Source organism: Candidatus Pantoea formicae (assembly GCF_011752625.1).
Classification (GTDB): Bacteria; Pseudomonadota; Gammaproteobacteria; order Enterobacterales; family Enterobacteriaceae; genus Pantoea; species Pantoea formicae.
Genome location: NZ_VWXD01000004.1, coordinates 548,558 through 569,520, shown reverse-complemented (window position 1 = coordinate 569,520; position 20,963 = coordinate 548,558). Strand labels below are relative to the sequence as shown.

Below are 20,963 nucleotides of genomic sequence, written 5' to 3'. Positions count from 1 at the left end.
TCCTTGTCCTGCCGAAAAGATAAAAAAGTGTAATTGATTTTTTCCTTTAGCCTGCATCTTGCAAGGACAACACACATGCGGAACAACCAGCCCATCACTCAGCGTGAGTATATATTTGACGATGACGCCACGCTGATGTCGACCACTGACCTCAACAGCTACATCACCTATGCCAACGACGCTTTTATCGAGGTTAGTGGATTCGAGCCGGAGGAGGTCAACGGCCAACCGCATAATATGGTGCGTCACCCGGATATGCCGCCGGAAGCTTTCGCCGATATGTGGTCGACGCTAAAACAGGGTGAACCCTGGACCGCACTGGTGAAAAACCGTCGTAAGAACGGCGATCACTACTGGGTGCGCGCCAATGCGATTCCGGTGGTGCGCGAAGGTAAAGTTCAGGGCTTTATGTCGGTGCGTACCAAGCCATCAGCCGAAGAGATTCGCCAGACCGAAGCGCTGTATCGCGATTTCCGCGAAGGACGCGCTAAAGGGCGTCGTTTCCATAAAGGTCTGCTGGTCGGCACTGGCTGGCGTCGCCTGGGTTCGCTTCTGAAAACCATGCCGCTGCGTTGGCGTATTCGTTCACCCCTGATGGCGCTACTGCCTTTGTCGGTCGCTGGTGTGGGGTTACTAGGCTTGAGCACGATGCAGATCGGCTGCTTTGCCGGTGGTATGGCAGTGTTGCTACTGTTGGTGAGCCTGTGGCTGGAGCAGCAGATTTCACGCCCCATGGAGCGCATCTGCCGCCAGGCATTGAGTGTGGCAACGGGCGCCAGCCACAAAGTGGATCAGTTGGATCGTGTCGATGAACTCGGGATCACGTTGCGTGCTATCGGTCAGCTGGGACTGATGTTCCGCTGGCTGGTGGATGATGTCAGCGGCCAGGCGATCAATGTGCTGAGCGCCAGTGATGCGATTGCCCGCAGCAACGATGAGCTGAGCCGTCGCACCGAGCAGGCCGCTGCGAATGTGCAGCAAACTGCCGCCACCATGAACGAAATGACCGCCACAGTGAAAAGCAACACGGATACCGCCAGCGAAGTGAATAACCTGTCAGAAAACACTAGCCATGCGGCGATCAAAGGAGGCGAAGTGGTGCAGGAGATGGTCGGAATGATGGCGGAGATCGCCGACAGTTCGAAGCGTATCGCCAACATCACCAGTGTGATCGACAGTATTGCGTTCCAGACCAATATTCTGGCACTGAATGCGGCGGTAGAAGCCGCGCGTGCCGGTGAGCAGGGCAAAGGTTTTGCGGTGGTCGCGGGTGAAGTACGCAGCCTGGCGCAGCGGAGTGCCAAAGCGGCCAGTGAGATCAAAACCTTGGTAGAAACCAGCGCTAACCGCGTGCAGACAGGTAGCGACCATGCTGATGCGGCCGGACGAACCATGCAGGAGATTGTGGGTCAGGTGCAGAACGTGACGGCACTGATCGCGCAAATCAGCTCGGCGACGGCTGAGCAATCTATCGCGTTGAGCGAAGTCAGCACGGCGGTGGAAGATCTCGACGATATCACGCATCAAAATGCGGCGCGCGTGGCGGAGAGTGCTGAAGCGTCGGGACGCATGGCGCGACAGGCCAACCGCTTGGTCGAAGCGATCAGCGTGTTCCGTTAAAGCGTTTCGCGTGCGGCACGCAACGCGCCAGGCGGTGTCCCGACTATCCGCTTAAAGGCGCGGCTAAACGCCGCCAGCGAACCGTAACCGAGGTGGAAGGCGACGCTTTCCACCGCTTCGCCCTCATTCACGATGCGTTCCACTGCTAGCCTCATCCGTAACTCCGTGAGATAGCGCAGCGGCGTCATGCCTGTGGCGTTCTGGAAGCGGGCAGCAAACACCGAGCGCGAGCTACCGGATTCACGCGCCAGCCGTTCCACCGTCCAGTTCTCTCCCGGCGCGCGGTGCATCGCTGCCATTGCCTGGCTAAGACGGGGATCGCGCAGGGCTTGTACCAATCCGCTGCCTTTGCCGCAGCCGTTCTCCACCCAGCCGCGCACAATTTGCGCGGCGACCACATCCGCTAAACGCGACAAAATTCCCGCGAAACCGGCTTTGCGCTGACGTGTTTCGCGTTCCATTGCATCGAGAATCGGTTTGATTTCTGGGTATTGCGCCAACAAGGTACTGACCAGCATCACGTCTGGCATGGTATGCACCAGCGGCTGCATGCCGCCAAGTTCAAATGCCATACAAGCGCTGAACAGGATCACATCGGCGTTATTGGTGCAGCTTTCGTTACTGTCATCAATGGCGCACACGCTGCCGCAGATCGGCTTGCTATTGAAGGTGGTAATCGGTTCGCAGATAACGTCTTCAGAAGAGATCAGCGCATGGGTTTTGCCGTGCGGAATTAGCAGCGCATCGCCAGCTTGCAGCTTATAGATCGTCCCAGATGCCGAGCGTACCAGTAACGATCCGTGCCCAACGAAGTGGAGCTGCGCGCGGCCCGGTGCGTGTTCGTACTGCAAACCAAAAGGCGCATGCAGCGCGATACGCTGGTATTTCACGCCATACAGGCGCATGCCCATCAGCAGTTCACTGGTCAGATCTTCATAGCGGCTCATACGAATCCAGACGAATAATCAAATAACAAAGTTTTTGTATCATAGATCGTCTTGCCTTCTCTCACTATGCTTACAACCTGAATTTTTGTGATGGGGATCGCAAATGAGTCTGGATACTGAAGTAGTCGAAACAAGTATAGCGGTGGATAAACCCGCGTGGGGCGCGGTGTTTGCGATGGCATTTGGCGTGTTTGGCTTGATTACTGCCGAATTTTTGCCGGTGAGTTTGTTGACACCGATTGCCGACTCACTGCAAGTGAGTGAAGGGCAGGCGGGCCAGACGGTGACGGTGACCGCACTGGTTGCCCTGTTGACCAGCTTGGTGATCGGCAATATTACACGTCGTCTTGATCGCCGTATGGTGATGCTGGCCTTTACGCTACTGCTGATTGCTTCGGCGTTGCTGGTGGCATTTGCAGAAAACCTGCCGATGATTTTGTTGGCACGTGTGTTACTCGGCATGGCGATTGGCGGGTTCTGGACGCTCTCCACCGCGATCACTATGCGGCTGGTACCCAGTGATCAGGTACCACGGGCGCTATCGATTGTGTTCAGCGGTATCTCGTTGGCCACCATTATTGCTGCACCCTTGGGCAGCTATCTGGGGGGCTTGATTGGCTGGCGCAATATTTTCCTGCTGACCGGTGTGCTGGGTGTGCTGGCGCTGTTCTGGCAATTCTTCACGCTGCCTGCCATGCCGCCGGAGAACAAAGCACGGAGCGGTGGCGTACTGGATCTACTGCGTAACAGCCTGATGCGCTGGGGCATGCTGGCCGTCATCATGATGTTCACGGGTCACTTTGCCTTCTTTACTTATCTGCGTCCCTTCCTGGAGAGTAGCGCACAGCTCAACATCAATCAGCTGTCACTGGTGCTGCTGGCCTTTGGTGTGGCGAACTTCTTTGGCACCTCACTGGCAGGCTTCCTGGTCACGCGCAGTGTGTCATTGACCTTAACCGGAATGGCGCTGGTGATGAGTGTGACGGCGGTGATGCTGGTGAGTTTTGGCAATGTGTCGTGGCTGGTTGGCGCAGGCGTTGCCCTGTGGGGCTTGGCGTTTGGTTCAATGCCCACCGGATGGTCAACGTGGATTTCCCGTGCGGTGCCAGATGATGCGGAGTCGGGCGGGGGCTTACTGGTGGCAACGATTCAATTGGCGATCACTGCCGGTGCAGCAGCAGGCGGCTGGATGTTTGACCTGCAAGGCGCGGGCGGTGTGTTCCTCGCCAGCGGTGTACTGATGTTGCTGGCGGCTATCACCATTTTCACGCGCGTCAGGCATCACGGTTAAGGCTTGGGCGGCATGAATACCGCCCTCACAAGAATGCACTGAGCACCAGAGGTCATCCTTTTAGGGTGACCTTTTTTATTCTCTCTATCACAGCCATAAATCCTGCCTTTCAATCAAAACTTGGATTTTTAACCCTTTGCACAGATGTTAATCCAAACGTGCTTTCATTGTTCAAATTAATAGAATAACATTGGCAAATCTATCCGCTTTTTACTGATCGATTATCAGCCTATTATTTATCTCAACAAGGCGATGACGCCTTATCTGATAAAACATTGACTGAGGAATTGACCATGAAATCTATCAAAACTTTTGCTGCTGTTGTTGCCCTGACTATTCTGCCATTCGCTAGCTTCGCGCAAAGCATCACCGCAACTGATACCACCATTGATGGTGCAGAAGCGCAAATCGCTGCTCAGGCGCACAAAGCTGGTGCTTCCTATAAAGTGACTGAAGCCAACTTCAACAACGGCGTGCACATGACTGCCGAATTGACCAAATAAGTTTGCGTTAACGTTCTGTGCTGACAGGGTGCCTTAGGGCGCCCTGGCGGCGTTGGTAACTTGATAAAAACCTGTCACTTTCCCCTCTAAATGATTACTATTCTCAAAAAAAATCATCCTTCGTCAGCTCGCCTCGGGCTGTCTTTATAAAATTGGTTGCACTGTCGAGCTTTCACTTCACTGCCATGAGGCGGTGGATTTGCTATGGAGAAGTTATGAAAGCGATTAAAACAACATGGGCGTTGCGTCCATTGCTGCTGGCAACGGCGCTGTTATCTTCCTCTGCGGTACTGGCAGCAGAGTCTCAGCCGCTGAACCAGGTGATTTCCAAAGGGGCTTACGAACTGGCGTTTAGCAATAGCGATAACGCGCTGTTCCTCGCCACGGCGCAAAACGCCAGCACCAAAGGTGGCACCGTTTATCGTCTCGATCCGCAGGATCTGTCGGTGAAGCAGACCATCAATACCGATCTGCCGACCTTTGGCGCCGCGATTAACCAGAAAACCAACACGCTGTTCTTTGGTAATACCCGTGATGCGGCGCTGACCTCGGTCGATGCCAGCAGTGGTAAAGTGCTGAACTCGCTGGTGCTGGATGCGCGTCAACGCAGCGAAACTGTTCGTCCACTGCAGCCGCGTGAAGTGGCAGCCGATGCAGCAACCGACCGCGTGTATGTCACTGGTCTCGGTGAGCAGAGCGTAGTGTGGGTGGTGGATGGCAAAACCCTGAAGCTGGTCAGCACCGTACCGAACACCGGTAAGATGGGCACCGGTTTGGCCATCGATTCTGCGGCGCAGAAATTGTATGTGACCAACGCCGATGGCGAGTTGGTGACCATCAATACCCGCCTCAACGCGATTGAAAAACGTCAGAAAATTGATGGTGATAAAGATCACTTCTTCCTGAATATCGCGCTGGATACCCAAGGCCATCGCATCTTCCTGAGCGACTCTAAACAACCTCAGGTGCTGGTGCTGGATTCCCGCACTCAGCAGGTGATTCACAAGATTGATGTACCAGAATCTCTGGCGGTGCTGTTCAATGCCGATCGCAACGAGCTGTACGTCACCCATCGCAAAGCGGGTGAAATCAGCATCATTGACGCCAGCAGCTATAAAGTGAAACGCACAGTGAAAGCACCTGGCCTGCCAAACAGTCTGGCGCTGTCAGCCGATGGCAAAGTCCTGTTTGTTAGCATCAAGCAGCCGGGCACGCGTAAAGAACCACCAAAAAACCCGGATAGCGTTCTGCGCATCGCGCTGTAAGCAGCAGTTATCTGAAACTCAAGGGCGACATGTGTCGCCCTTTGCATTTCCGCACTTTGCTTCGCCAATTCTTCCCGCACATACGCTACCTTTTAGGACGACAACACCAATGGAGAGGAAGCAATGAGCCAGTTTTTTATGCATGAGAAAAACGATCTGGTGAACGAAGCCATCGAAGGGGTTTTGCTCAGCACGCCGTGGCACAACCTACGTCGTCTGGATCTCGGTGATGAAATCCGCGTAGTGGTGCGTTCAGATTGGGATAAAAGCAAAGTGGCGCTGATCTCCGGCGGGGGATCGGGTCATGAGCCAGCCCACGCAGGCTTTGTTGGCAAAGGCATGTTAACGGCGGCGGTGTGCGGGGACATTTTTGCCTCACCCAGTGTGGATGCGGTACTCAACGCCATTATCAATGTCACGGGGGATGCCGGTTGCCTGTTGATTGTGAAGAACTACACCGGCGATCGTCTGAACTTCGGACTGGCGGCGGAGAAGGCGAAAAACCTTGGCTACAACGTTGAGCTGGTTATGGTGCAGGACGATATTGCGCTGCCAGAAAATCCGCAGCCGCGCGGTATTGCTGGCACCGTCTTGGTGCATAAAATCGCTGGGTTTGCTGCTGAGCAAGGACACTCGCTAGCCGAGGTGAAAGCCCTGGCGCAGCGCGCCATTGATGCCACCTCCTCGATTGGCCTGGCGTTCGCCACGTGCCACATTCCGGGCGAGACGCGCGACGACCGCGTAGCGGTAGGCCACAGTGAGCTAGGGATGGGGATTCATGGCGAGCCGGGTGTGGTGACGCTCGATACGCAAAACAGCCGAAAAATCAGCAGTATCATGACCGACAAGCTGGCACAGGCGCTGCCGGATGGCAAACAGGCGCTGCTGTTGATTAACAATCTTGGCGGATTCTCCCAGTTGGAGCTGGCATTGTTGACACGTGAAGTTTTGCAGTCACCGTTGGCGGCACGCATCACCCATCTTATTGGCCCTGCCACGCTGGTGAGTGCGCTGGATATGAAGGGCTTCTCGCTATCGCTACTGGCGCTGGAAGAGCCGTTCCTTGAGGCGCTTAGTTCTCCAGTCCAGGTATTGGGTTGGGTACCGGTGTATGACTTTGCGCCCATCAGCTTGCAGAGTGCTGAGAAAGTCGGCAGTGCACTGGATTTCGATCCCTCTGACAACGCTGCAGTGGCAGAAGTAGTGGAACGCGTGACGCAGACGCTGATCGATCTCGAGAGCGAGCTGAATGCGCTGGATGCCAAAGTGGGTGATGGCGATACCGGATCAACTTTTGCGGCGGGTGCGAAGAAGATTCAGCGTGGTCTGCGCGACAAGCAGCTGCCGCTGGATGAGTTACCCACCTTGATGGCGCTGGTAGGAGAGCAACTGGCAACGGTGATGGGCGGATCGAGCGGGGTGCTGATGTCGATTCTGTTCACTAGCGCGGGCCAACAGCTGGAGGAAGGCAGCGCGTTACCGCAAGCGCTGATGCATGGGCTAGAGCGCATGAAGCACTACGGCGGCGCACAACCGGGACATCGTACGTTAGTCGATGCGCTGCAACCCGCACTTGAAGCACTGGTGGCGGGTGAGTCATTGGCCGTCGCAGCCAAAGCGGCGCAGCAAGGTGCTGATGCCACGGCGCAAATGCAGAGCGCAAAAGCGGGTCGCTCAGCTTATCTGAATCAGCAGAGTCTGGATGGTGTCAAAGATCCGGGCGCGTATGCGATTGAGAAGGTATTTGCGGTGCTGGCAGGTTGATTGTGGCGGTTTTAACAGCATGCAACTTCAGGCATTTATAGGGTGCGGCCTGCAGGCCGCGCCAAAACTCCCCTACGCATAATGGTAGCGGCGTGATTTGTCGCGCGCACCTGAAGCGATGTTACCGCTGACAGATGCGCATTGAATACGCCGCTAAAACATCATCTTACTCAGCCGACTCGCGCATCATCTCATCATGCGGAATATCCGCCAGAATCTGCTCAAAGCTGCGTAGACGTTTGTAGATCGACATCAATTCCACCAGCGTAGACCATGAAGTGATCAGGTACTGGAATGACGAACGAACCTGGTCAAACACGTTAGTAATCTGGTTCATTAAACCCAGCGTAATCGATGCTGCGACAATCGAAGGAAGCAGTAAGAACAGCCCAACGACATTGTCTACTTGCAGGTAGAGGATGCGGGTGATGTTGAAATACAGGTAATGGAAATAGAGTCGGAAGTAGTTATAGCGTACGCGACTAAACAACTCGGCAACGGTAGGCGGGGTAGCGCGATCGTTATGATCTTCACCATAGACCAACTCTTTACGGTAGGCGGCTTCCACCTTCTGATTACGGAACTCCAGTCCCGGCAGTTTGATCCCCACCAGTGCTAACAGGCCAGTACCAAAAATCGACCAGACCAACGCGGCAATCACCAGTGCGTAAGGAATACTGCCTAAAATAGGCACCTCTTTAACGTGCGGCGAAAGGGCTACCAGCACGGGCAGAAATGCCACCAGCGTCATGATCGCCTGAATGAAACTCACGCCCCAATCTTCCAGCGTGCTGGCAAAACGCATGGTGTCTTCCTGCACACGCTGGGCTGCACCTTCAACATGACGCAGACGCTGCCAGTTATGCATGTAGTAGTTATTCATCGCAGTACGCCAGCGGAATACCCAATGGCTGATGAAAAATGCGCTCATCACACCCACGACGACGGCAATCAATGCGATACCCAGAAACGCGGTAATTTGACGGTAAAACTCATCAATAGTGACAGCATTGGGTTTGCTGAGCGCTTTCTGAATCATGTCACCAAACGGATTATACCAAGCGTTGATCGCCACGCTGACCTGCACACCAAACCAGGTGATAAAGATGATCAGTGCCGCTCCCCAGACTGACCAACGTTGCCAAGGGTGGTTATCGATCACGCGCCAGGCCAGCGCGAACAGACCCGCCACCATCCAGTAATAGGCGTAGAACCACAGTTGGCTCGCATGAATAAAGCGTGTGGCGTTGGTCGGCAGCGGTTGCTGCATTGCGGCCTGTAATGTTGAAAACCTGGCAGGAAAATCATTGAAAAAGCCGAACCAGGCGAAAATCGCAATCAAACTCCAAATCGCTGCCGAGCTGAAAAACAGCGCTGGCCGCGGAAAATAGGACTTAAACATAGGTACTCCGCTGTTGTGTGTACTCTTTTATACCGCGTCAGGCATCTCTCTGTCTTTTGTAGGTTGTATCTGACAATGACAGCATGGCCGCTGCTATGTAAATCGATACTGTCAGTTGTTAAGTATTTTGTGCGCATTTGTATCCAGAAACTAAATTATTAACAGCGAAGGTGTTACACTGCGCGTACTGTTACCGGTAACAGTGCTGCTGTAACCCTTAAGCCACGATAAAAAAACAATACAAAGCAACCAATTAACTTTCATGCCGCATTACATGCGGTACTGAGGCAATGTCATGTCAGAACAAAAAAATGGTCAAAGTCGCAGGGATTTTCTGCTGAGAACCATCACCCTGGCGCCAGCAATGGCGGTTGGCAGTTCGGCGATGGGCGCGCTGGTAGTGCCGATGGCCGCTGGGGCAGCAGAGCAACCCGTATCACCCCAAAAGGCACGAGAGTACCAGCCCACTTGGTTTACCGCGGAAGAGTTCGCTTTTCTTAAAGCGGCCGTCGCGCGCTTGATCCCCAATGACGAACGCGGCCCTGGCGCACTGGAAGCCGGTGTGCCGGAGTTTATCGATCGCCAAATGAACACGCCTTACGCCACCGGTAGTAACTGGTATATGCAGGGGCCGTTCAATCCCGATCTGCCTAAAGAGCTGGGTTATCAGTCTCCGCTGGTGCCGCAGCAGATTTATCGTCTGGGTCTGGCCGATGCCGATGGCTGGAGCAAAAAGCAGCACGGCAAGGTGTTCGCTGAACTGACCGGCGAACATCAGGACGCACTGCTGACCACGTTTGAGAGCGGTGAGGCACAGTTCCCGCAGCTCAATAGCAAAACCTTCTTCTCCTTCCTGCTGCAGAACACCCGCGAGGGTTACTTCAGCGATCCGATCCACGGTGGAAATCAGGGCATGGTGGGCTGGAAGCTGATTGGCTTCCCTGGCGCACGTGCCGATTTTATGGATTGGGTGGAGCGCGGTGAACGTTATCCGTTCCCGTCAGTGGATATTCGCGGGGAGAGGGCGTAACCGTGGCAAATGAATTGAAAAAAGTAGACGCGGTGGTGGTGGGTTTCGGCTGGGCCGGAGCCATCATGGCGAAAGAGCTGACCGAAGCCGGTCTGACGGTGGTGGCGCTGGAGCGCGGTCCGCATCGTGATACCTATCCTGATGGTTCTTACCCGCAGTCGATTGATGAACTGACTTATAACATCCGCAAAAAGCTGTTCCAGGATCTGTCAAAAAGCACCGTCACTATCCGTCACGATGCTTCCCAGACTGCGGTGCCTTATCGTCAGCTGGCGGCGTTTTTGCCGGGCACCGGCACCGGCGGTGCAGGTCTGCACTGGTCAGGCGTGCATTTCCGTGTCGATCCGGTGGAGCTGAACCTGCGCAGCCACTACGAGCAGCGCTACGGCAAAAACTTCATCCCGGAAGGCATGACGATTCAGGACTTTGGCGTCAGCTATGATGAGCTGGAGCCGTTCTTTGATCAGGCTGAGAAAGTATTTGGTACATCCGGCAGCGCTTGGTCGATCAAAGGCCAGCTGCAGGGCAAAGAGAAAGGCGGTAACCCTTACGCGCCGGATCGTTCCAGTGCTTTCCCACTGCCTGCACAGAAACGCACTTATTCTGCACAGCTGTTTGCACAGGCCGCTGAATCAGTCGGCTATCACCCCTACGATATGCCGTCGGCAAACACCTCAGGCCCGTACACCAACACCTACGGCGCACAGATGGGGCCGTGTAACTTCTGCGGTTACTGCAGCGGTTATGCCTGCTACATGTACTCCAAAGCGTCGCCGAACGTAAATATCCTGCCTGCACTGCGTCAGGAGCCGAAGTTCGAACTGCGTAACAACTCCTACGTGCTGCGCGTCAATCTGACGGATGACAAGAAGCGTGCCACTGGCGTGACCTATCTGGATGGCCAGGGACGTGAAGTGGTGCAGCCAGCGGATCTGGTAATTCTGTCGGCGTTCCAGTTCCATAACGTGCATCTGATGCTGTTGTCTGGCATCGGCAAACCTTATAACCCGATCAGCAACGAAGGTGTGGTAGGCCGTAACTTTGCCTATCAGAACATTTCGACCCTGAAAGCGCTGTTCGACAAGAACACCACCACCAACCCGTTTATCGGGGCTGGCGGTGCGGGCGTGGCGGTGGATGACTTCAACGCAGATAACTTCGACCACGGTCCACACGGCTTTGTCGGCGGTTCACCGTTCTGGGTGAACCAGGCGGGTACCAAACCGATCTCTGGTCTGCCAACGCCGAAAGGCACGCCAAACTGGGGCAGCCAGTGGAAAGCCGCTGTGGCTGATACCTATAACCATCATATTTCGATGGATGCGCACGGCGCGCACCAGTCGTATCGCGCCAACTATCTCGATCTCGATCCGAACTACAAAGATGTCTATGGCCAGCCGCTGCTGCGCATGACCTTTGACTGGCAGGATAACGACATCAAGATGGCGCAGTTTATGGTCGGCAAGATGCGCAAGATCACCGAAGCGATGAACCCGAAAATGATCATCGGCGGCGCTAAAGGACCAGGCACGCACTTCGATACCACCGTGTACCAGACCACGCACATGAGCGGCGGTGCGATCATGGGTGAAGATCCGAAAACCAGTGCGGTAAACCGCTATCTGCAGAGCTGGGATGTGCCGAACGTCTTTGTCCCTGGTGCGTCTGCGTTCCCGCAGGGCCTCGGCTACAACCCGACCGGCATGGTAGCAGCGCTGAGCTATTGGTCAGCCAAAGCTATCCGCGAGCAGTATCTGAAAAACCCCGGCCCACTGGTTCAGGCATAAGGAACACGGCGATGATCAAAAGCATTTTGGCCCTGTTTCTGGGCACGATGACGTTCGCCGCGATGGCGGACGAGGCAGGTTCGGACGCACTGGTGAAGCGAGGCGAGTATCTGGCACGCGCGGGTGACTGCGTGGCCTGCCACAGCACTGCGGGCGGTAAGCCGTTTGCCGGTGGTTTACCGATGGCGACGCCAATTGGCACCATTTACTCCACCAACATCACGCCGGATAAAGCCACGGGTATTGGCGAGTACAGCTATGACGACTTCCAGAAAGCGGTGCGTCATGGCGTGGCGAAAAATGGTGATACGCTCTATCCGGCGATGCCTTATCCGTCCTACGCGGTGGTCAGCGATGACGACATGCAGGCGTTGTATGCCTACTTTATGCATGGCGTACAGCCGGTGTCGCAGGCTAACAAAGACAGCGACATTCCCTGGCCGCTGTCGATGCGCTGGCCGCTCTCCATCTGGCGCGGCATGTTTGCGCCAGACGTGAAAGCCTTCCAGCCAGCGGCGCAGGAAGACCCGGCGTTGGCACGCGGTCGTTATCTGGTGGAGGGATTGGGTCACTGCGGTGCCTGCCATACGCCACGCAGCATCACCATGCAGGAAAAAGCGCTCAACAACGGCGAAGGCAATGATTACCTGTCAGGCAGCAGCGCACCGATTGACGGCTGGACCGCCAGCAATCTGCGCGGTGACAACCGTGATGGTTTAGGCCGCTGGAGCGAAGATGACCTGAAACAGTTCCTGCGCTATGGCCGCAACGATCACACCGCCGTATTTGGTGGCATGACCGACGTGGTACAGCACAGCCTGCAGTATCTGAACGACGAAGATATCAGCGCCATTGCTCAGTATCTGAAATCGCTGGGTGCGAAGGATGCCAGCCAGACAGTGTTTACGCAGGATGATGCCGTTGCCAAAGCGTTGTGGAAGGGCGATGACAGCCAGCCAGGCGCATCAGTGTATGTCGATAGTTGTGCGGCTTGTCATAAAACCGACGGCAGCGGCTATCAGCGCTTCTACCCGGCGCTGCGTGGCAATCCGGTGGTGATGGCCGAGGACCCAACCTCGCTGATCCATATCGTGTTGGTGGGCGGCACTTTGCCTGGCGTGCAGGGTGCACCGTCAGCCATCACCATGCCGGCGTTCGGCTGGCGTCTGAACGACAACCAGGTAGCGGATGTGGTGAACTTCATCCGCGGCAGCTGGGGTAATGGCGCGAAGTCGACGGTAACGGCGAAGGATGTGGCGAAGCTGCGCAAGGATGAAGCGGTCGAGTCGAAGCAAGGCAGCGCGGATATTAAGGTGCTGGAAGGGCAGTAATCAAAAAAAGTGCGGTTTTGAAGTTGTTCGGCATAAATGCAGAACCTACATAACCGCACCTGATCGCAATGGTGCGCATTCATGCGCACCGTTTCATTGGTCAATTTGGACGTTTTTGCCAACAGTAAAATACTACAAGTTCTGTCTCATTTTTCCCCACTCTCATTGCAAGGCCATCTTTAAGCGCACATAATCTCGGTTTATGAAATTGATAAAATTATTGATTGTATAAACCAACGGAGGTCAGTGTGTTTGGAGAACGCTTATTGCGTGCGCGCTCCGCTGCCGGTTTGTCCATGAAGCAGTTAGCTGAGAAATCGGGCGTCAGCGCCAATATGATCAAGAAATATGAGCATAACGAGAGTATGCCGGGTTCTGCTGTGCTAGTGAAAATGTCGCGTGCGCTAGGCGTCCGTAACGAATATTTTTTCCGTCCCACTACGGTAGAACTCAAAAACATCGAGTACCGTAAACGCCATACGCTGCCAGCCAAAATGCTAGCGCGAATTCATGCTGATGTGATCGATCAAGCTGAACGGTGGCTTGAACTTGCCAATCTGTGGCCTAACTTTCCCGTTCCCATATTTACTCAACCTCCTCTGCCTGCTGGGCGGGTTGAGAACTATGAGCAGATTGAAACGATTACCGATCACGTTCGGCTGCAGTGGGGACTTGGTCAGCAGCCCATCACTCACTTGATCGATGTGCTGGAAAGTCATGGAATTCTGGTTATCGTCACGGATGTTGATCACTCAGACAAGTTTGATGGTTGTCAGGCGATGATTGACGCCATACCTGTCATCGTTATTTCCGAAAAATGGCCTGGCGATCGCCAGCGTTTCACCCTGGCGCATGAACTGGGGCATTTGATCTTACAGGGTTGCCTTGCCCCCCATCTGGATGAAGAAAAAGCCTGTAATCGCTTTGCCGGAGCCTTGCTTTTCCCTGCAAATGCCGTGTTTCAGCACTTTGGTCATCGGCGTGCTCGTCTTGAGGAGCAAGAGCTATACATGCAGAAAATGGATTATGGTCTGAGCATGCTGGCCTGCGTGTATCGCGCCGCCGATCTGGCGGTGATAACCGAGAGCAAGCGCAAAGACTTGATCATGCTGTTCTCTGCACGCAAATGGCGTAAACAGGAACCCGGTGAGCAGGTTGCGAGTGAGAACACTACACTTTTTTCTCAGTTAATTTATCGCGCATTAGGTGAAGGGATCATCAGTGAAGGTAAAGCGGCCGAACTGATGGGTATTTCGCTGGTAAGCTTCCATCGCGAGCGGAAGTTGGGGTGGACGGATGATCATTCTCATCAGTGATGCCAACATCTTAATCGATATGGAAGAAGGCGATTTATTAGATGCGCTCTTCGAATTACCTTACCAGTTTACCGTGCCAGATTTACTCTATTTTGATGAGCTTGAAACGCACCATGCCGATTTGCTTGATAAGGGATTGGTCATTGGAGAGTTGAGCTCAACCACTATGCGCTACGCCATAAAGCTCATTGAGCGTGTGCGTGGTCCCAGTCGAAATGATTGTTTTGCCTTAGCGCTAGCTAAACAAGAAATCTGCCCATTATTAACGGGTGACAGAGCGCTTAAAAAAGTCGCCAATGAAGAAGGCCTGGAAGTGCATGGAACGCTATGGGTCGTTGAGGCCATGGTTGAACATCAGATTATCTCTGTTGAAACCGCGCGCCGGGCTTATTATCAAATGAGAGACAATGGTAGGCGTTTGCCATGGGATATTGCCTTCGCGCAGTTAGCAAGACTCGTGCAATAGTGGGCGGCTATATTTTCCGCCCACTACAAGATGAACCATCAAATATTTTCCAAATCCAGCCCACGCGTCTTCGGACCGTAAATTCCTACTGACAGCATGACCATCAACATGCTCAGCACGATAAAGGCGATCACGCCCTGGCTGCCGGCATACTGTAAAATAAGACCAATCAAAATACTGCTGAACACCGTCGACAGGCGGCTGAACGAGTAGCAGAATCCCACCGCGCGAGCGCGGATGTGAGTAGGGAAAATCTCGGTCTGGTAAGCGTGGTAGCTAAAGGTCAGCCATGCGTTGCTGTAGGTGATCAGGAAACCGCAGATGATCATCAGCACTGGATTGGTCGCTAATGCGAACAGCGTACCGAATACCACCGTCATCAGTGAGGAGAGGACGATTTGCCATTTGTTCTCGATCTTATCGGCATAGCGGCTGCAAATCAGTGAGCCCAGCGGGTAGGCCAGCGTGATGAAGAACGCATACAGCAGACTGTGGGTCACGGTGGCACCTTTGCCTGATAACAGCGCAGGCAGCCAGTTACCGAAGCCGAAGAAACCAATCGCCTGGAAGAAGTTCATCACCACCAGCATCAGGGTGCGTTTACGGTAAGCGGGGGCCCAAATCTCACTGAAACGACCTTTTTTCGGCAGTTGTGCGGCGGCATCACTGTGAGAGAAATCTTCGCCCGGTGCAATACCACAGCGTTTCTCCATCTCACTCAGCACCTTGTGCGCTTCCTGATGGCGGCCTTGCTGCGCCAGCCAGCGTGCCGATTCTGGCAGATTCTTACGAATCAGCCAGATCACCAGTGAACAGACGGCGCCAGCGATAACCACCCAGCGCCAGCCTTCAAGGCTCAAGATGGTTTGTGGCACCAGCCACCATGACATCAGTGCGACTGCCGGAACAGATAAAAACTGAATAAAGAACGAGAACGCAAAGGCGCGGCTACGCAGGTGGGCGGGCACCCACTCAGACAGATAGGTATCAATGGTGACCAGCTCTACGCCGAGGCCAATACCAACGAGGAAACGGAACAGGATAATCATCTCAGCGCTTTGCTGAAATGCCATCAACAATGAGAAAACGCCGTACCACGCAAGCGCGCACATAAACGTCAGTCGGCGGCCAAAACGGTCGGCATAAGGGGTTAACAGGCTGGCACCCACAAACAAACCTAAGAAGGTGGCAGAAGCAAATGCGGCCTGGTCGGCGATACCAAACACCCCTTCGGAGCCAGTATGAAACACGCCAGCGGCGAGTAGGCCAGAACTGATGTAGCCCGTCTCAAACAGGTCGTAAAGCTCAAAGAAGCCGCCCAGTGCCAGTAGCGTAATGAAACGCCACAAACCTGCGGAAGAGGGCAGGGCATCAATGCGCCCGGCTAAGGTGTGGCGATCGGCTGCGATGCCAGTGTTCGCCATCCCTGTCGAAGTGATTGTTGTCATTATTGGATAAACCTCGGTGTTTGCAGAACTCGCACGGTTTTATTGGTTTTAAAAATAATTAACCGTTAGCAAGCGAAGGAATAGCAGAATAATCAATTCCTGGCGGGTTGCCGAGAGGGGCAACGGTGACATTTTCGCAATCTACGTTGCAGTTCACAGAAGTGTGATCGCCATCCATGGCGATGCATTTAGTGCAGGCTTGGATATACACCTGGGCCAATCGGCAGACCGAGTGCGTACCACACCAGTAGCAGTACAATCCAACTAATGAAGAACACCACGGGATAAGGGAAGATCAGCACATAATAAGTGCCAAGTTGCGCATTTTTTTGATATCGCTGTAAGAAACCAAGGAACAGCGGCAGGAAGGGTGACATCGGTGCCAGCGGCAATACGGCGGAATCCGCGATGCGGAAAATCATCTGCGCAAAAGCCGGGTGGAATCCTAGCAACATAAACATCGGCACGAATACCGGCGCGAGAATTGACCAGATGGCCGAGCCGCTGGCGATAAACATGCACAGAAACGCTGAGAGGAACATCAGGCCGAGGAAAGCAGGCGCGCCGCTAATTCCTGCACTTTCCAGCATATCGGTCAGGCCGATTGCCATGAATTTGCCCATGTTGCTCCAGTTAAAGAAGGCAACAAATTGCGACAGCGGGAATACCATCACGATAAAGCCTGCCATGCTCTTCATCGGGTCCACCAGCAACTGCGGAACGTCATCGGCACGACGAATCTGTTTGGTCACCGCGCCATAGGCGATCGCCACCACAAAGAAGAACAGGATGATGATCGGCACGATGCCCTGAATAAACGGCGAAGGGATGATACCGCCGGTTTTCGGGTCACGCAGCGGCGCATGTTCCGGCACTACCAGCAGCGCCATCAGCGCGATAAACACCAGTGCGGCAATCCCTGCGGCTTTCAGGCCACGGTTCTCCAGCGCGGTCAGCGGCGGCAGGCGATCGTTGTTGCCCCCGTTCCATGCAGGCAGGCGTGGCTCAACAAATTTATCGGTTAACAGTGCACCGGCAATGGTCAGTACGATCACGGAACTGGCCATAAAGAACCAGTTATCGATCACGCTGACGTGCACGGTATCACTTACCGCTTTCGCCGCCTCAGTACTGATACCCGAGAGCAGGACATCAGTGGTCACGATAAGCAGGTTAGCGGTAAAGCCAGATGCTACACCCGCGATAGCCGCCAGCAATCCGGCTACGGGATGGCGACCCACGGCGAGGAAGATCAGCGCACCCAGCGGCGGCATCACCACCAGTGCGGCATCCGATGAGATATGGCTGAAGAACGCGATAAACAGCACCATGTAACTGGCGTAGCGACGGCTCACGCGTGAGGCCATCTTCACCATCAGCGATTGCAGCAGGCCGACTTTTTCCGCCAGGCCAGCACCAATCACCAACGCCAGTATTGAACCCAGTGGCGTGAAGCCGCTGAAGTTTTTGATGATGTTCGGCAAAATCCACTGGATTCCCGCTACGCTCAGCAGGTTATTGACGCGTACCAGCTCGCCGTTGGTGGGATTTTTTACCGCCAGATCGAGGCCGCTGATAATGGCAGTCGCCACCATCAAGACCACGATCAAATAGACAAACAGTAAGAACGGGTTGGGCACTTTATTACCTACTCGCTCAATCCAGCTAAACAGCTTCCCTGGGCTGCGGTTCTCCGTGGTCACTTCCATCGGTATTTCCTCATTAGTCGTCTTGTTGTATTTGCATGCCCGCGTTGGGGCTGTAATTTTTATAGTGATTTAGATATTTCTGGGCGCATAAATGCGCCCACTACAACTGCGGTAACCCTACAACTGCGGTAACCCTTCAACTGCGGTAACCCCCACAACTGCGGTAAACCTTACAACTGCGCCCAAGCCCCGTAGGGTGCGCATTAATGCGCACTGAATCTGAGCACCGCGTTTAATTCAGGATGACAACTTCGATGGCGTCACATCCGTTGGAATCGGGCAGCTATAAGGCTGCTCGCTGCGTACGCGCTGGAACTCTTCTGTGCAGCGTGCCAGTGCTTCCTCATCCTGCAACAAGGTCAGCGCGGTGGCGGCCATGACTTTGGCAGCCAGACACATGCCTTTGTGGCCAATCGAGGTGCGGCCTTGCGCCACCAACTGCCAAGTGTGCAGCGGGGTACCGAACGCAAAACAGGGCGCAAAACATTGCGCTGTCGGCGTCACCCAACTCACATCACCGACGTCGGTTGAGCCGTACAACAGCTCGCGCGTCACGGCATAGGGGGCCACTTCATCCATCAGGATTTTGTCGCCTAGCGCCTCGGTCCACGCCACACCAGCTTCACCACCGGTACGTGCAGCATTCAGACGCGCATTACGCAGATCGTCTTTGGTCAGCGTGGCACGGATTTCGGCGGCAAACTGCTGTTCTTCCGCGTTGTACTCGGGCAAACCAAACTGATGCAAATTGCGCTCCATTACTGCTTCCAGCGCGCGATTCGGCACATAGTTGGAACAGGCTTTGTCGAAGCGTACCGTCATGGTGGTGTCGGTCATCAGGGCCGCGCCTTTGGCGATGTTGATCACGCGTTGATAGATATCCTGTGCCTGATCGAGTTCAGGTGCGCGAATCAGATACAGCACTTCGGCATCGGCCTGCACCACATTGGGGGAAACGCCGCCGGTGTTGGTCACGGCGTAGTGCACACGCGCTTCCTGCACGATGTGCTCGCGCAGGAAGTTGGCGCCGGTGTTCATCAGGGTGACGGCATCCAGCGCACTGCGTCCCAGATGGGGTGAGTTAGCAGCGTGTGCGGCAACGCCTTTGAAGTGAAATGCGGCTTGGATATTGGCGAGAGTGCTGAGATTAAACATGCCGCTGAAACCTTCGGGATGCCAGGTCACCGCCGCGTCGACATCATCAAACAGGCCTTCGCGAACCATAAAGGTTTTGCCGGAACCGCCTTCCTCCCCAGGACAGCCGTAAAAGCGCAGCGTGCCGCGTTGGCCGTTTTCGGCCCACCAGGCCTTGATGGCAAAGGCGGCGGCCAGTCCGGCGGTGCCCAGCAGATTATGGCCGCAGCCGTGTCCATTGCCGTTTTCCACCAGCGGTTGCGGTGTGGCACAGCCCGATTGCTGGCTCAAACCGGCCAGCGCATCAAACTCGCCGAGGATAGCAATCACCGGCTTGCCGCTGCCGATGCTGGCGATAAAGGCGGTGTCGATATTGCCAACGCCACGCTCAACACGGAAACCTTCCTGCTCCAATGCATCGGCCAGAATCGCCGCGGATTGCGTCTCTTCAAAGCGCGTTTCGGGTACATCCCAGATCGCATCGCTGAGGGCAGTAAAGCGTGGCTGATTTTGGTTGATGTAATGATCGATAAAGTCGTGATGGCTCATCGCTGGCCTCCAAACTGCGCTTGATTCAGCGCGAGCGTCGCCAGTGTTTGCACTGCTGTAGCCATGATCGCTTCGTCAAAGTCGAATTTGGCGTTGTGGTGACCCGCCGCCAGGTCGCAGCCGAAGATCACATACGAAGACTGACCGCCACGCTGCTGAACGCGCTCCAGCATGTAGGTGGCATCTTCAGAACCCGCCGCCTGCTGTTTGGTGTCAATCACCGAGCTGAAAATGCCCATCGCATCAGCCTGCTGGTGGATAAAATCGACCCACGGCTGGCTTGGCGTGCAGCTGCGCGCGCCGCCCATCAGTTTGATATCGTACTCAACGCCATACATCGCCGCCGCGCCGGAAATCACGCGCAGGGCTTGCTGATAGATGTCATCGTTGACCTGATTACTGACGCCACGCGTTTCTACTTTCATCAGGGCATAATCGGGCACTACGTTGCGTCCGGATCCCGCCTGCAACACGCCCACGTTGACGCGTGCCACACCACCGCTGTGTTGCGGAAGATTGTGTAGAGCCAGTGTCGCCTGGGCGGCGGCCAGCAAGGCGTTACGTCCTTCTTCCGGTTTACCGCCCGCATGTGCACCGACACCCGTAAAATTCACATCCAGCTTGGTGGTGGCGAGGAAGGAATCACTTCCGCAAACGATTTCGCCTGCAGGCACACCTGTGCCGAGGTGAATAGCGGTAAACAGATCCACATCATCCACCACACCTGCGGCGACCATGGCTTTCGCACCGCGCACTCCCTCTTCGGCAGGCTGGAAGATAATCTTGATGGTGCCGCTGAGCTGATCTTTCATCTCCATCAACACGCCCGCCAACGCCAGGCCAATGGTGGTGTGGCCGTCGTGGCCGCAGGCATGCATCATGCCTGCATTACAGGAGGCAAACCCTTCACGCGTTGGGATATGGTCGGCATCACGGCTTTCGTTCTGGTCCAGCGCATCCATATCCACACGGAAGCCCATGACCGGGCCGGGACGACCGGTTTCCAGTGTCGCGACCACACCGCAGAAACCGCCGGAGAAGTGTGAAATCCATTGTGGCAGCGCGCCTTGCTCCAGTGCGCGGGCTTCTTGCTGCGCCAGCACTTCAGCAGAAGGTAGCCCCATACGCGCGTCAGCATCGATCACTTCACGGCCCAGCTTCAACTGATAGCCAAGTCGATGCAGCTCTTCGGCGACCAGGGTCGCGGTACGGAATTCCAGCCAGCCCGATTCGGCAAAATGGTGCAGGTCGCGACGCCAGATTTGCATCTGCGGTATCCGCGCGTTGACGAGGTCGGAGAGGGTTTTCATCGGCATATCCTTGTGTTGGTTTTTTATGCATTAACCCGAATCTACACAATGGTATTGGTGCGCATAAGATGCGAATATCTTGTCACTGATA

16 protein-coding genes are annotated in these 20,963 nt (G+C 54.9%); 10 read left to right on the top strand and 6 right to left on the bottom strand.

All coding sequences use genetic code 11. The features are described from left to right. Nucleotides 1–75 precede the first annotated feature (75 nt). Nucleotides 76–1,620, top strand: coding sequence for a methyl-accepting chemotaxis protein (locus F3J38_RS15215; protein ID WP_167139711.1), 1,545 nt, complete (start codon nucleotides 76–78; stop codon nucleotides 1,618–1,620). On the opposite strand, the gene F3J38_RS15210 is transcribed toward F3J38_RS15215, so the two are convergent. After that, the gene (locus F3J38_RS15210) at nucleotides 1,617–2,567 is read right to left on the bottom strand and encodes an AraC family transcriptional regulator (RefSeq protein ID WP_167139709.1); all 951 of its coding nucleotides are present in this window, start codon (nucleotides 2,565–2,567) and stop codon (nucleotides 1,617–1,619) included. The two genes, F3J38_RS15215 and F3J38_RS15210, sit on opposite strands and share 4 nt — an antisense overlap. Before the next feature lie 103 nt (nucleotides 2,568–2,670). Between F3J38_RS15210 and F3J38_RS15205 the strand changes: the two genes are divergently transcribed. The 4 genes from F3J38_RS15205 to F3J38_RS15190 all read left to right on the top strand — a co-directional run bounded on the left by F3J38_RS15205 (nucleotide 2,671) and on the right by F3J38_RS15190 (nucleotide 7,390). After that, the gene (locus tag F3J38_RS15205; RefSeq protein ID WP_167139708.1) at nucleotides 2,671–3,858 is read left to right on the top strand and encodes an MFS transporter; all 1,188 of its coding nucleotides are present in this window, start codon (nucleotides 2,671–2,673) and stop codon (nucleotides 3,856–3,858) included. A gap of 293 nt (nucleotides 3,859–4,151) precedes the next feature. Next, nucleotides 4,152–4,361, top strand: a complete 210-nt coding sequence (locus F3J38_RS15200; RefSeq protein WP_167139706.1) for a YdgH/BhsA/McbA family protein — start codon at nucleotides 4,152–4,154, stop codon at nucleotides 4,359–4,361. A 215-nt stretch (nucleotides 4,362–4,576) separates the two neighbouring features. Then, nucleotides 4,577–5,626 carry a 7-bladed beta-propeller protein YncE gene (yncE, locus tag F3J38_RS15195; RefSeq protein WP_167139704.1) on the top strand — a complete coding sequence of 350 codons (1,050 nt, stop codon included), beginning with the start codon at nucleotides 4,577–4,579 and terminating at the stop codon, nucleotides 5,624–5,626. Between the two features lie 123 nt (nucleotides 5,627–5,749). After that, nucleotides 5,750–7,390, top strand: a complete 1,641-nt coding sequence (locus F3J38_RS15190; protein WP_167139702.1) for a dihydroxyacetone kinase subunit DhaK — start codon at nucleotides 5,750–5,752, stop codon at nucleotides 7,388–7,390. A 166-nt stretch (nucleotides 7,391–7,556) separates the two neighbouring features. Here the strand turns inward: F3J38_RS15190 and sbmA are convergent, their stop codons facing one another. Continuing rightward, nucleotides 7,557–8,792: a peptide antibiotic transporter SbmA gene (gene sbmA / locus F3J38_RS15185; protein WP_167139700.1), complete on the bottom strand. Its 1,236-nt coding sequence runs from the start codon at nucleotides 8,790–8,792 to the stop codon at nucleotides 7,557–7,559. A gap of 295 nt (nucleotides 8,793–9,087) precedes the next feature. Between sbmA and F3J38_RS15180 the strand changes: the two genes are divergently transcribed. The 5 genes from F3J38_RS15180 to F3J38_RS15160 all read left to right on the top strand — a co-directional run bounded on the left by F3J38_RS15180 (nucleotide 9,088) and on the right by F3J38_RS15160 (nucleotide 14,722). After that, on the top strand, nucleotides 9,088–9,822 hold the full coding sequence (locus F3J38_RS15180) for a gluconate 2-dehydrogenase subunit 3 family protein (protein WP_167139698.1): 735 nt from the start codon (nucleotides 9,088–9,090) through the stop codon (nucleotides 9,820–9,822). 2 nt (nucleotides 9,823–9,824) lie between these two features. Beyond that, nucleotides 9,825–11,609: a GMC family oxidoreductase gene (locus F3J38_RS15175; RefSeq protein WP_038643584.1), complete on the top strand. Its 1,785-nt coding sequence runs from the start codon at nucleotides 9,825–9,827 to the stop codon at nucleotides 11,607–11,609. Between the two features lie 11 nt (nucleotides 11,610–11,620). Further along, nucleotides 11,621–12,940, top strand: a complete 1,320-nt coding sequence (locus F3J38_RS15170; RefSeq protein WP_167139696.1) for a c-type cytochrome — start codon at nucleotides 11,621–11,623, stop codon at nucleotides 12,938–12,940. Nucleotides 12,941–13,188: 248 nt separating this feature from the next. Continuing rightward, complete coding sequence (locus F3J38_RS15165) at nucleotides 13,189–14,256, top strand: helix-turn-helix domain-containing protein (RefSeq protein WP_167139694.1); 1,068 nt, start codon at nucleotides 13,189–13,191, stop codon at nucleotides 14,254–14,256. Further along, nucleotides 14,237–14,722, top strand: a complete 486-nt coding sequence (locus F3J38_RS15160; RefSeq protein WP_167139692.1) for a PIN domain-containing protein — start codon at nucleotides 14,237–14,239, stop codon at nucleotides 14,720–14,722. The genes F3J38_RS15165 and F3J38_RS15160 overlap by 20 nt, the downstream gene beginning before the upstream one ends. 38 nt (nucleotides 14,723–14,760) lie before the next feature. Here F3J38_RS15160 and F3J38_RS15155 read toward each other — a convergent pair whose 3' ends face one another. From F3J38_RS15155 to F3J38_RS15140, 4 genes are all read right to left on the bottom strand, one after another. Beyond that, a complete protein-coding gene (locus tag F3J38_RS15155; protein WP_167139690.1) occupies nucleotides 14,761–16,170 on the bottom strand; it encodes an MFS transporter in 1,410 nt (469 codons plus the stop codon). 188 nt (nucleotides 16,171–16,358) lie between these two features. Further along, nucleotides 16,359–17,879 carry a p-aminobenzoyl-glutamate transporter gene (abgT, locus tag F3J38_RS15150; RefSeq protein WP_167139688.1) on the bottom strand — a complete coding sequence of 507 codons (1,521 nt, stop codon included), beginning with the start codon at nucleotides 17,877–17,879 and terminating at the stop codon, nucleotides 16,359–16,361. Between the two features lie 237 nt (nucleotides 17,880–18,116). Next, nucleotides 18,117–19,562, bottom strand: coding sequence for a M20 family metallopeptidase (locus F3J38_RS15145; RefSeq protein WP_167139686.1), 1,446 nt, complete (start codon nucleotides 19,560–19,562; stop codon nucleotides 18,117–18,119). Next, a complete protein-coding gene (locus F3J38_RS15140; protein WP_167139684.1) occupies nucleotides 19,559–20,872 on the bottom strand; it encodes an amidohydrolase in 1,314 nt (437 codons plus the stop codon). Before F3J38_RS15140 ends, F3J38_RS15145 begins: the two co-directional genes overlap by 4 nt. Nucleotides 20,873–20,963 lie beyond the last annotated feature (91 nt).

Bases quoted from the DNA above. Each gene is read 5' to 3' on its own strand.
- F3J38_RS15215 (WP_167139711.1), top strand. From the start codon at position 76: ATGCGGAACAACCAGCCCATCACTCAGCGTGAGTATATATTTGACGAT.
- F3J38_RS15210 (WP_167139709.1), bottom strand. From the start codon at position 2,567: ATGAGCCGCTATGAAGATCTGACCAGTGAACTGCTGATGGGCATGCGC.
- F3J38_RS15205 (WP_167139708.1), top strand. From the start codon at position 2,671: ATGAGTCTGGATACTGAAGTAGTCGAAACAAGTATAGCGGTGGATAAA.
- F3J38_RS15200 (WP_167139706.1), top strand. From the start codon at position 4,152: ATGAAATCTATCAAAACTTTTGCTGCTGTTGTTGCCCTGACTATTCTG.
- yncE (WP_167139704.1), top strand. From the start codon at position 4,577: ATGAAAGCGATTAAAACAACATGGGCGTTGCGTCCATTGCTGCTGGCA.
- F3J38_RS15190 (WP_167139702.1), top strand. From the start codon at position 5,750: ATGAGCCAGTTTTTTATGCATGAGAAAAACGATCTGGTGAACGAAGCC.
- sbmA (WP_167139700.1), bottom strand. From the start codon at position 8,792: ATGTTTAAGTCCTATTTTCCGCGGCCAGCGCTGTTTTTCAGCTCGGCA.
- F3J38_RS15180 (WP_167139698.1), top strand. From the start codon at position 9,088: ATGTCAGAACAAAAAAATGGTCAAAGTCGCAGGGATTTTCTGCTGAGA.
- F3J38_RS15170 (WP_167139696.1), top strand. From the start codon at position 11,621: ATGATCAAAAGCATTTTGGCCCTGTTTCTGGGCACGATGACGTTCGCC.
- F3J38_RS15160 (WP_167139692.1), top strand. From the start codon at position 14,237: ATGATCATTCTCATCAGTGATGCCAACATCTTAATCGATATGGAAGAA.
- F3J38_RS15155 (WP_167139690.1), bottom strand. From the start codon at position 16,170: ATGACAACAATCACTTCGACAGGGATGGCGAACACTGGCATCGCAGCC.
- abgT (WP_167139688.1), bottom strand. From the start codon at position 17,879: ATGGAAGTGACCACGGAGAACCGCAGCCCAGGGAAGCTGTTTAGCTGG.
- F3J38_RS15145 (WP_167139686.1), bottom strand. From the start codon at position 19,562: ATGAGCCATCACGACTTTATCGATCATTACATCAACCAAAATCAGCCA.
- F3J38_RS15140 (WP_167139684.1), bottom strand. From the start codon at position 20,872: ATGAAAACCCTCTCCGACCTCGTCAACGCGCGGATACCGCAGATGCAA.